At 66.8% G+C, this 9,745-nt stretch carries 10 protein-coding genes; 7 read left to right on the top strand and 3 right to left on the bottom strand.

Annotated elements, in window-relative coordinates; all coding sequences use genetic code 11:
• Window positions 1-8: 8 nt before the first annotated feature.
• The 4 genes from GRI62_RS10450 to GRI62_RS10465 all read left to right on the top strand — a co-directional run bounded on the left by GRI62_RS10450 (window position 9) and on the right by GRI62_RS10465 (window position 2,995).
• Window positions 9-317 carry an I78 family peptidase inhibitor gene (locus GRI62_RS10450; protein ID WP_131453297.1) on the top strand — a complete coding sequence of 103 codons (309 nt, stop codon included), beginning with the start codon at window positions 9-11 and terminating at the stop codon, window positions 315-317.
• A 63-nt stretch (window positions 318-380) separates the two neighbouring features.
• On the top strand, window positions 381-734 hold the full coding sequence (locus tag GRI62_RS10455; RefSeq protein ID WP_131453298.1) for a hypothetical protein: 354 nt from the start codon (window positions 381-383) through the stop codon (window positions 732-734).
• Between the two features lie 69 nt (window positions 735-803).
• Window positions 804-1,949, top strand: a complete 1,146-nt coding sequence (locus tag GRI62_RS10460) for an acyl-CoA dehydrogenase family protein (RefSeq protein ID WP_131453299.1) — start codon at window positions 804-806, stop codon at window positions 1,947-1,949.
• The gene (locus GRI62_RS10465) at window positions 1,946-2,995 is read left to right on the top strand and encodes an enoyl-CoA hydratase/isomerase family protein (RefSeq protein ID WP_131453300.1); all 1,050 of its coding nucleotides are present in this window, start codon (window positions 1,946-1,948) and stop codon (window positions 2,993-2,995) included. The genes GRI62_RS10460 and GRI62_RS10465 overlap by 4 nt, the downstream gene beginning before the upstream one ends.
• Window positions 2,996-3,009: 14 nt before the next feature.
• Here the strand turns inward: GRI62_RS10465 and GRI62_RS10470 are convergent, their stop codons facing one another.
• On the bottom strand, window positions 3,010-4,332 hold the full coding sequence (locus tag GRI62_RS10470) for an alkaline phosphatase PhoX (RefSeq protein WP_131453301.1): 1,323 nt from the start codon (window positions 4,330-4,332) through the stop codon (window positions 3,010-3,012).
• A gap of 175 nt (window positions 4,333-4,507) precedes the next feature.
• On the opposite strand from GRI62_RS10470, the gene GRI62_RS10475 reads away from it, so the two are divergent.
• From GRI62_RS10475 to GRI62_RS10485, 3 genes are read left to right on the top strand one after another with little or no spacing between them, the layout of a single operon-like run.
• Complete coding sequence (locus GRI62_RS10475; protein WP_131453302.1) at window positions 4,508-5,962, top strand: cytochrome ubiquinol oxidase subunit I; 1,455 nt, start codon at window positions 4,508-4,510, stop codon at window positions 5,960-5,962.
• On the top strand, window positions 5,952-6,959 hold the full coding sequence (gene cydB / locus GRI62_RS10480) for a cytochrome d ubiquinol oxidase subunit II (RefSeq protein WP_131453303.1): 1,008 nt from the start codon (window positions 5,952-5,954) through the stop codon (window positions 6,957-6,959). The genes GRI62_RS10475 and cydB overlap by 11 nt, the downstream gene beginning before the upstream one ends.
• Entirely contained in the window at window positions 6,959-7,078 is a 120-nt protein-coding gene (locus tag GRI62_RS10485) for a DUF2474 domain-containing protein (RefSeq protein ID WP_131453870.1), read from the top strand. The genes cydB and GRI62_RS10485 overlap by 1 nt, the downstream gene beginning before the upstream one ends.
• A 10-nt stretch (window positions 7,079-7,088) precedes the next feature.
• Here the strand turns inward: GRI62_RS10485 and pobA are convergent, their stop codons facing one another.
• Both pobA and GRI62_RS10495 read right to left on the bottom strand, forming a co-directional pair.
• Window positions 7,089-8,258: a 4-hydroxybenzoate 3-monooxygenase gene (pobA, locus tag GRI62_RS10490; RefSeq protein ID WP_131453304.1), complete on the bottom strand. Its 1,170-nt coding sequence runs from the start codon at window positions 8,256-8,258 to the stop codon at window positions 7,089-7,091.
• A 34-nt stretch (window positions 8,259-8,292) separates the two neighbouring features.
• Window positions 8,293-9,696, bottom strand: a complete 1,404-nt coding sequence (locus GRI62_RS10495; RefSeq protein ID WP_131453305.1) for an aldehyde dehydrogenase — start codon at window positions 9,694-9,696, stop codon at window positions 8,293-8,295.
• Between the last annotated feature and the right edge of the window lie 49 nt (window positions 9,697-9,745).

Raw genomic sequence — 9,745 nt, forward strand, 5'->3', positions numbered from 1 at the left:
ATGACACGATGAAGACTGCCCTGACCGCCCTTGCCTTGCTGCCGCTTGCTCTTGCCGGCTGCACCACGACTATGCCCGATGGCGGGGATGGCACCCCCGTCCGCGCGGGTGTCGATACCTGTGACAGCGACCCGGCGCAGCGATACGTCGGCCAACGCGCCACGCAGGAGGTGGGCGCCGCCGTGCTTGCTGCGACAGATGCGCGGGAACTGCGCTGGCTTCCGCCGGGCACCATCGTCACGATGGAATACCGCTACGGCCGCGTCAGCATCGCCTATGACGAGCAGTCGATCATCGAGCGGATCAGTTGCGGCTAGGGCGTTCGTAACCTTTGTCGGCTAGGCGGGCACGGATCGCCCCAGCGCCGGGAAAGTACAGCCATGGCCCACCACCTGAAGACCATCCTGCTTCCGGCAGCAATATTGTTGCTGGCCGGATGCGGCGATGATCTTGCCAGTCGCAACGAAGCGGTTTTTACCACCGAAGGCGGGGGGGAGGCGCAAATCGTCCTGAAACCATCCCGCCGCTCTCCATCCCAGGCACCATCGTCCCAACCGACGACAGGCGCTGGCTTTGGCGATGACGACAGCACGGAGGCGGAAGGTTCGCCGGAGGTCGAGGATGCGACCCCGGAAGATCTCATCGATACCGCCGCGGGTTTCGATCCGTCACCGATGGATGACGCGAGCGGACTGGCGCCGGAGCCGGAGGCCGAAGAGGACTGGGGCGAATAGCCAGCGCGTCCAGCCCGGTTGCACCTGCAACCTGTTCCTGACATGGGAACGCGCAGGAGGTCCATGCCGATGACCGGACAGTTTCAGCTTACCGATGACCAGCTTGCCATCCAGGAAATGGCGCAGCGGTTCACTGCCGACACCATCACGCCCCACGCCGGGGAGTGGGACGAAAACCACCATTTTCCCCGCGATGTGATAACCTCGACCGCTGATCTCGGCTTCGGGGCAATCTACGTCAGCGAGGCGAGCGGCGGCATCGGGCTGGGCCGGCTGGAAGCGGCGCTCATCATGGAAGCAATGGCCTATGGCTGCCCCACCACCAGCGCCTTCATCTCCATCCACAACATGGCCGCCTGGATGATCGACACCTTTGGCGGGCAGGAGCTGAAGGATCGCTTCCTGCCCGACCTCATCTCCATGAAGACGCTGGCCAGCTACTGCCTGACCGAACCCGGCAGCGGGTCGGACGCCGCTGCGCTGAAGACGACGGCGCGGCTCGACGGCGACCATTACGTGCTCAACGGCACCAAGCAGTTCATTTCCGGTGGCGGCGTGAACGATGTCTACGTGGTTATGGTGCGCACCGGCGACGAAAAGGCGCGCGGCATCAGTTGCGTCGTGGTCGAAAAGGGCACGCCGGGCCTCAGCTTCGGCGCGCCGGAGAAGAAGCTGGGCTGGAATGCCAGCCCGACCGCGCAGGTCATCTTCGAGGATTGCCGCGTGCCTGTCGCCAACCGCGTGGGCGCCGAGGGCGAGGGCTTCCGTTTCGCCATGGCCGGGCTCGACGGCGGACGCATCAACATCGGCGCCTGCTCGCTGGGCGGGGCGCAACGCTGCCTCGACGAGGCGGTAGCCTACACCAAGGATCGCCAGCAGTTCGGCCACCCCATCGCCGATTTCCAGAACACCCAGTTCATGCTGGCCGACATGGCCACCGATCTGGAGGCCGCGCGCGCCCTGCTTTATCTCGCCGCCGCCAAGGTGACCGAGAACGCGCCGGACAAGAGCCGTTTTTCCGCCATGGCCAAGCGCCTCGCCACCGATAACGGCAGCAAGATCGTGAACGACGCGCTGCAGCTTTTCGGCGGCTATGGCTACCTGCGCGATTATCCGATCGAACGCTTCTGGCGCGACCTGCGCGTCCATTCCATCCTCGAAGGCACGAACCAGGTCATGCGGATGATCGTGGGAAGGGACCTGCTGCGGCAATGACCACCGACCTCAACACCCATACACACGGCGCCATCGGCCATATCAGTCTCAATCGACCCAAGGCATTGCACGCGCTGACGCAAGGCATGTGCGAGGCCATGGCCGAGGCGCTGCTCGGGTGGCGCGGGGACGATGCTGTCACCGCGGTCCTGCTCGACCATGCGGAGGGCCGTGGTTTCTGCGCCGGGGGCGACGTGCAACTGGTGCGAACGTCCGCGCTGGAGGATGGCGGGGCCGCGGGCCGCGCATTCTTCCATGCCGAATACCGCCTCAATCACCTGATGTTCACCTACCCCAAGCCCATCGTCGCCTTCATGGACGGTGTGACGATGGGCGGCGGCGTCGGCATCAGCCAGCCGTGCCCCTATCGCGTAGCGACCGAGAACACGCTGTTCGCCATGCCGGAAGGCAGCATCGGCCTTTTCCCGGATGTCGGCGCCAGCTGGTATCTGCCGCGCCTTCCGGGCGCCACGGGCCGGTTCCTGGCGCTTACCGCCGCGCGGCTGGACGGGGCGGAGTGCCTTTGGGCCGGCCTCGCCACGCACTACATCCGCAGCGAGGACCTGGCGGAGGTCAAGGCCTGCCTTGCCGTAGGTGATCCAGTGGAGGAGACGCTGGAGCGTTTCTCCTCCCCCGCCCCGGAGGCGCGCATCGCCGGCAATGTCGAGCGGATCGACCGGTTATTCGGCCACGACACGCTGGAAGGCATCATCGCCGCGCTGGAGGCTGACGACAGCGAGTGGGCGGCCAAGGAACTGAAGGCCGTGCGAGCCAAGTGCCCAATGACCGGCAAGGTCGCGCTGCGGCAGTTCACCGAGAACGCGTCGTGCGAGGATTTCGCCGCCAACATGGCGATGGAATATCGCGTGGCCAGCCGGATGATGTTGCGCCCCGATTTCGCCGAGGGTGTGCGCGCGCTGCTGATCGACAAGACCGGCGATCCGCAATGGAACCCGGCAACGCCGGAAGAGGTCATGCCTGAAATGGTCGACGCGGTGTTTGCGCCCATGCCGCAAGGCGAGGAGTGGACGCCCTTCCCCGCCTGACGGCCGGCCGCGCCTTACGTTCGCGGCCAGGGCCCGGTGATCGCCAGCGTCATCGCCGGGCTGTACACGTTCAGGAACATCGTGCGCCCGTCGGGCGAGAAACAGGCGCCCGCCGTCTCGCTCTGGACCCGGACATGGCCAAAGGCATAGGCTTCGCCCGCCGGGGTAATGCCGCGCAGGTAGTTGTCGACGGTGTCGCCATACTGGTCCTCGCACACCATCAGGTCGCCAAAGGGCGTGACGCACAGGTTGTCGCCAAAGCTGTATTCGGCAAGCGCCGGGCTTTCGTAGAACAGGTCGAGAATGTCGCCTGCGTGGATATTCGGCTTGAGGCGGAAGATCTGCCCCTGCTCCGCCGCGCCGCCGCTGGTGGCGGTGAAGAATAGCTCGCCCTCGCCCATCCAGATGCCCTCGCCGCGGGCGAATACCGCCGCGCCAGCCGCCGCACCGCGCGTGCGCAGGTCGTCATCGGGCGCTTGCGGGTTGTCGAGCGTGATCCAGCTGCCGCGCACCGGCTGCCCCACCGCCAGCGCAGGGGTGCCGACGTTGCGGGTGTCGCGGATACCGTCGAGCACCAGCGCCTGCAGCGTGCCGCCCCGCTCCAGCCGGCCCGGATAGGTCGGCAGGAAGCGATAGAGCAGCGAATCCGGCCGGTCCTCGGTCATGTAGACGATGCCCGTTGCGGGATCGACGCAGGCGGCCTCGCGCTGGAAGCGGCCCATCGCGGTCAGCGGCAGGGGGTCGACGAGCCCGCCGGCATCGGCAGGCACTTCGAAGATATACCCGTGATCGCGATTGATGCGCCCGTCCGCGCGCGCGGTGTTCTCCTCGCACGTCAGCCAGCTGTTCCACGGGGTGATGCCGCCCGCGCAGTTGCGGATCGTGCCGGCAAGGCTGCGATATTCGCGCTTCTTCTCCAGCGTGGCGGCGTCGAGCACGAGGGTGGTGGTGCCGCCCGGCAGCGGGATCAGGCTGCGCGCAACGGTATCGTAGGCACGGCCAGCCACGCCGCCGCCGTCCTGCCCCGGGCTGAGCTCGTGGTTGCGCACCAGCGCGATCTCGCCGTTGCCGAGGTCGAAGCAACCCATGCCGTCCGCCCGATCGGGCACGGCATAGCCATCGTCCATCGCGTCACCCAGACGGGAGACGACGCGGTAGGAAAAGCCCTGCGGCAGATCGAGCACGCCCGCCGGATCGGGCACCAGCGCGCCAAACCGCTCACCCGGCGCCAGAGCGGCTCCGGCCATCCTTGCACCCGAGGTGGTGCATGCGCCCACCAGCAGGCCGGCAAAGGCGGTTCCGGTGACGGCGATGAAACGGCGGCGATCGGTGTGCATGGCAGGGCGACCTTCTGACTGGTGGCGATTGGGGGACCGCGCAGACCCCTAGCCGATCAGGCCTCCCGGCTCTAGCGCGACTTGCCCTGGTGCCGCGCACAGCGCTGGGCTTGCCCTGCAAAAGGGTCTAACACGGTTTTCATGTCCGATACGGCAACCCGGCGGAACGCAGCCCATGTTTGACCAACTCGACGCGATCCTGCTGGCGCGCATCCAGTTCGCCTTTACCGTCAGCTTTCATTTCATCTTCCCGTCGTTTTCCATCGGGCTGGCAAGTTATCTCGCGGTGCTGGAAGGGCTGTGGCTGAAGACCGGCAAGGCATTGTATCTCGACCTGTTCAAGTACTGGCTGAAGATCTTCGCCATCGCCTTTGCCATGGGCGTCGTCTCGGGCATCGTGATGAGCTACCAGTTCGGCACCAACTGGTCGGTCTTCAGCGACCGGGCCGGGCCGGTAATCGGACCGCTGATGGCCTACGAGGTGCTGACCGCCTTCTTCCTGGAGGCGGGATTTCTCGGTGTCATGCTGTTCGGCATGAACCGCGTGGGCAAGCGCCTGCATTTCGCCGCTACCTGCATGGTGGCGCTCGGCACGCTGATCTCGGCGACGTGGATCCTGTCGGTCAACAGCTGGATGCACACGCCCACCGGGTTCGAGATGGGCGCCAACGGCCAGTTCCTTCCCGGCCCGAGCTGGTGGGCCATCGTGTTCAACCCCAGCTTCCCCTACCGCCTGATGCACACCGTCACCGCATCCTACCTGACGGTGGCCTTCGTGGTCGGCGGCGTGGCTGCGTGGCACCTGCTGCGCGATTCCGGCAATGCCCATGCGCGCAAGATGTTCTCCATGGCCATGTGGATGGCCACGCTGGTGGCGCCCCTGCAGATCGCGCTGGGCGATGCCCACGGGCTCAACACGCTGGAACACCAGCCGCAAAAGGTCATGGCGATGGAAGGCCATTTCCAGAGCCACCCCGACGGCGCGCCGCTGATCCTTTTCGGCATCCCCAACAGCGCGGAAAAGCGGGTGGATTACGCGGTGGAGATACCCAACCTCTCCTCGCTGATCCTCAAGCACGATCTCAACGCCCCGCTCGCCGGGCTGGACACCATCCCCGACGAGGACGAGCCGCCCGTGGGCATCGTCTTCTGGTCGTTCAGGGTTATGGTGGGGATCGGCTTTGCCATGCTGGGGCTGGGCATCTGGAGCCTGTTCGCGCGCTGGCGCGGCCGGCTTTATGACTGGCGCTGGCTGCACCGAGCCGCGCTGGTCATGGGGCCGTCGGGCTTCGTGGCAGTGATTGCGGGCTGGATCACCACGGAGGTCGGGCGCCAGCCGTTCGTCATCTACAACCTGCTGCGCACCGCCGATGCCGCCAGCCCGCTCGATGCGCCGGCGGTGGCCGCCTCCCTCATCGCCTTCGTGATCGTCTACTTCGCGGTCTTCGGCGCGGGCGTGTGGTATATCCTGCACCTGATGCACAAGCCGCCGCACACCGGGGAGAAGGGCGTCAAGCGCGGCGAGCCCGGCCCCATCCGCACCGCCGGCATCACCCCGGGGCCGACGCAGAACCCCGGCGATCCCGATGCTTTGCCGCGCAGCAGCGAGGAGGCGACCGATGGCCGTTGACGTTGACCTGACGACCATCTGGGCCTTCATCATCGCCTTTGCCGTGTTCGCCTACGTGGTGATGGACGGATTCGACCTTGGCATCGGCATCCTCTTTCCATTCCTGGAGGTGGGGACCGAGCGCGACCGGGCGATGAACTCCATCGCGCCGGTATGGGACGGGAACGAGACCTGGCTGGTGCTGGGCGGCGGCGGCCTGTTCGCCGCCTTTCCGCTGGCCTACGCGGTCATCCTGCCGGCGACCTACCCGCTCATCATAGCCATGCTGCTGGGGCTGGTCTTTCGCGGCGTGGCCTTTGAATACCGCTGGCGCGATCCGCGCCATCGCCGATTGTGGGACTGGGCCTTTACCGGCGGCTCGCTGGTTGCCGCCACCGCGCAGGGGATGACGCTGGGTGCGCTGTTGCAGGGGATCACGGTGGTGGACCGTGCCTATGCCGGTAGCTGGTTCGACTGGCTGACGCCCTACACCCTGCTGACGGGGCTGGGCACCGCGGCGGGCTACGCCCTGCTGGGCGGCACTTGGCTGGTGTGGAAGCTGGACGGCGCGTACCAGGCGCACGCGCGCCGGCTCGCCCGCCTGGCCGCCTGGGCGACGCTGATGCTGATGGGGGCCGTCAGCCTGTATAACCTGCTGCTCAACGCCGAATACGCCAGCCGCTGGCTCACCACGCCGGAAATCTGGTTTGCCGCCCCGGTGCCGATCCTGACCGGCCTCGTCGCGCTGGCGCTGCTGCGGGCGCTGGCGGTGGAGCGGCACAGCAAGCCGTTCTGGCTCTCCATCGCGCTGTTCTTCCTCGGCATGGCGGGTCTCGGCGTCACAATGTGGCCCTACGTGGTGCCGCCCTCCATCACCATCTGGGACGCCGCCGCGCCGGAACGCAGCCAGTGGTTCATGCTGATCGGCGTCGCCATCACCATGCCGCTGATCCTCGCCTACACCGTCTGGGCCTATTGGGTGTTCCGCGGCAAGGTGGGCGACGAGGGGTATCATTGATGCCCGAAGCCGGCGATCGCCCGCTGTGGCAGCGGCTCGGCTGGATGGCGCTGATCTGGGCGGCGAGCGTGCTGACGCTGGGGGCCGTGGGCCTGCTGCTGCGTGCGCTGCTGGCCTGAGAGGAAACCGCTAGACCGGCAGGCCAACGTAGTTTTCGGCAATGGCCGTCTGCATGGCACGACTGCTGGCGATGTAATCGAGCTCGGCGACCTGCATGGCACGCTCGAACGGGCCGTCCTCGGGAAAGCGGTGCATGAGGCGGGTAAGCGACCAGCTGAAGCGCTCCGCCTTCCACACGCGGGCCAGCGCACGGTCCGAATAGCCGGGGATCGCGTCGTTGTCCGCCCGGCGGAAGAAGGCGGTGAGCGCATCGGCGGCGTAGTAAACGTCCGATGCGGCCAGGTTCAGTCCCTTGGCGCCGGTGGGCGGCACGATGTGCGCGGCATCGCCCGCCAGCAGCAGGCTGCCGTGGCGCATGGGCGCAAAGACAAAGCTTCGGAGCGGCGCGATGCTCTTTTCGATACTGGGACCGCGCACCATGTGCGCCGCCGCCTCGGGGCCCAGGCGCACGGCGAGCTCGTCCCACAGGCGATCGTCGCTCCACTCGTCCACCCGGTCGGTCAGCGGCACGTCGACGTAATACCGGCTGCGCGTGTCAGAGCGCATGGAGGCGAGCGCGAAGCCGCGTTCGTGGTTGGCGTAGATCAGCTCGTGATTGCACGGCGGCACGTCGGCCAGGATGCCGAGCCAGCCGAACGGATATTCGCGCAGGTATTCCTTGCCCACGCTGGCGGGGATCGCCCGGCGGCTGGGGCCGTGAAAACCATCGCAACCGACGATGAATCGCGCATCCACCCGGTGCAGTGCGCCATCTTTCATGTAGGTTACGAACGGCGCGTCGCCTTCCACGTCGTGCAGCGCGGTATCCGCCGCCCCGTAGACCACCTCCAGCCCACGTTCCTCGGCTGCGTCCATCAGGTCGCGCGTCAGTTCGGTCTGGCCGTAGACGACCACCTGCTTGCCGGTAAGGTCGGCGATGTCGATGCGGATCAGCCGCTCCCCGTCGGCCAGGTTGAAACCGCCGTGGGGCAGCCCTTCGGATTTCAGGCGGGCATCCAGGCCAAGCCGCTCCATCAGTGAGACGGTGATGCTTTCCAGCACGCCTGCACGAATGCGGCCGAGGATATAGTCGGGCGTCTGCCGCTCGATCACCACGCAGTCCACGCCCTCGGCGCGAAGCAGGTGGCCGAGCAGCAGGCCGGCGGGACCGGCACCGATGATGCAGACCTGTGTTTTCATGCGATGGGCGCGCTCGTCAGATGGGCCAAGGTCGTCAAATGGGATAGTGGCCGGGTTCGGTCTCGATGGTGACCCAGCGCAGCTCGGTAAAGGCATCGATGCCGGCCTTGCCGCCGAACCTGCCATAGCCCGAAGCCTTCATGCCGCCGAAGGGCATCTGCGGTTCGTCGCTGACGGTGCTGGCGTTGACGTGGCAGATGCCCGCCTGGATCTGCCTCGCCACCCTCAGCCCGCGCGCCGTATCGCGGGTGAAGACAGCGGACGACAGGCCATATTCGGTATCATTCGCCAGTTCGATTGCATGCGCCTCGTCCCGTGCGCGGGCGATGCCCACGACGGGGCCGAAGCTTTCGTCGCGGAACAGGCGCATCGCGGGCGTAACCTTGTCCACCAGGTGCGCGGGCATGACCACGTTCATGCTGGTGTCGCCGCCCACCAGCAGTTCGGCGCCCTGCGACACCGCGTCCTCGACCAGTTCGAGGCAGTGGTCCACGGTCTTGCGATCGACCACGGCGCCCAGCGGGGTGTTGCCCGCGGTCGGATCGCCGGCGGGCATGGTCCTGACCTTGGCAGCGAACTTCTGCGCGAATTCGTCAGCCACGCTTTCGACCACGATGATGCGTTCGGTCGACATGCAGATCTGGCCCTGGTTCATGTAGGCGCCAAAGGCCGCAGCCTTGACGGCCTCGTCGAGGTCGGCATCTTCCAGTACGATCATCGGCGCCTTGCCGCCGAGTTCGAGCAGCACGGGCTTCAGGTGTTCGGCAGCGCGTTTGGCGATGATCTTGCCCACGGCGGTGGAGCCGGTGAAGTTGATGCGGCGCACCTGCGGCGCATCGATCAACGCGCCGACGACCTCGCCCGCATCCTCTGGCGCGTTGGTGACGATGGAGACCGTGCCTTCGGGGAAGCCGGCTTCGGCAAAGGCTTCGATGATCAGCGAATGCGTGCGCGGGCATTGCTCGCTGGCCTTCAGGATCACCGCGTTGCCGCAGGCGAGCGGCACGGCGATGGCGCGCACGCCGAGGATGATCGGCGCGTTCCACGGGGCGATGCCGAGCAGCACGCCGACGGGTTCGCGCAGGGCCATGGCGATGGTGCCGTGATGGTCGGACGGGATGATCTCGCCCGAAATCTGCGTGGTCAGCGCCGCCGCCTCGCGCACCATGCCGGCGGCAAGGCCCAGGTTGAACATGGCCCAGCCCGCCGTCGCGCCAATTTCCCCCATCATGGCGGCGACGAAATCGTCCTTCTTCGCCATCAACGCGTCGGCGGCCTTCGTCAGCACGGCGCGCCGGGCGTTGGGGCCCATCTGCGACCATGCGGCAAACCCGGCCTGCGCCTTTTCGGCAATGGCCGGCACGTCGCCTGCCTTCATCGCGTGGGCGGAGGAGGCGACATCGCCGGTTACCGGGTTCTTGCGTTCGAACTGTTGCATTGTCGTTGTCCTGCCTCTCGCGCCGCTGGGGCGATTCGTTGACTTGGTC

Source organism: Aurantiacibacter arachoides, from assembly GCF_009827335.1.
GTDB classification, from domain to species: domain Bacteria; phylum Pseudomonadota; class Alphaproteobacteria; order Sphingomonadales; family Sphingomonadaceae; genus Alteraurantiacibacter; species Alteraurantiacibacter arachoides.

Bases quoted from the DNA above. Each gene is read 5' to 3' on its own strand.
- GRI62_RS10450 (WP_131453297.1), top strand. From the start codon at position 9: ATGAAGACTGCCCTGACCGCCCTTGCCTTGCTGCCGCTTGCTCTTGCC.
- GRI62_RS10455 (WP_131453298.1), top strand. From the start codon at position 381: ATGGCCCACCACCTGAAGACCATCCTGCTTCCGGCAGCAATATTGTTG.
- GRI62_RS10460 (WP_131453299.1), top strand. From the start codon at position 804: ATGACCGGACAGTTTCAGCTTACCGATGACCAGCTTGCCATCCAGGAA.
- GRI62_RS10465 (WP_131453300.1), top strand. From the start codon at position 1,946: ATGACCACCGACCTCAACACCCATACACACGGCGCCATCGGCCATATC.
- GRI62_RS10470 (WP_131453301.1), bottom strand. From the start codon at position 4,332: ATGCACACCGATCGCCGCCGTTTCATCGCCGTCACCGGAACCGCCTTT.
- GRI62_RS10475 (WP_131453302.1), top strand. From the start codon at position 4,508: ATGTTTGACCAACTCGACGCGATCCTGCTGGCGCGCATCCAGTTCGCC.
- cydB (WP_131453303.1), top strand. From the start codon at position 5,952: ATGGCCGTTGACGTTGACCTGACGACCATCTGGGCCTTCATCATCGCC.
- GRI62_RS10485 (WP_131453870.1), top strand. From the start codon at position 6,959: ATGCCCGAAGCCGGCGATCGCCCGCTGTGGCAGCGGCTCGGCTGGATG.
- pobA (WP_131453304.1), bottom strand. From the start codon at position 8,258: ATGAAAACACAGGTCTGCATCATCGGTGCCGGTCCCGCCGGCCTGCTG.
- GRI62_RS10495 (WP_131453305.1), bottom strand. From the start codon at position 9,696: ATGCAACAGTTCGAACGCAAGAACCCGGTAACCGGCGATGTCGCCTCC.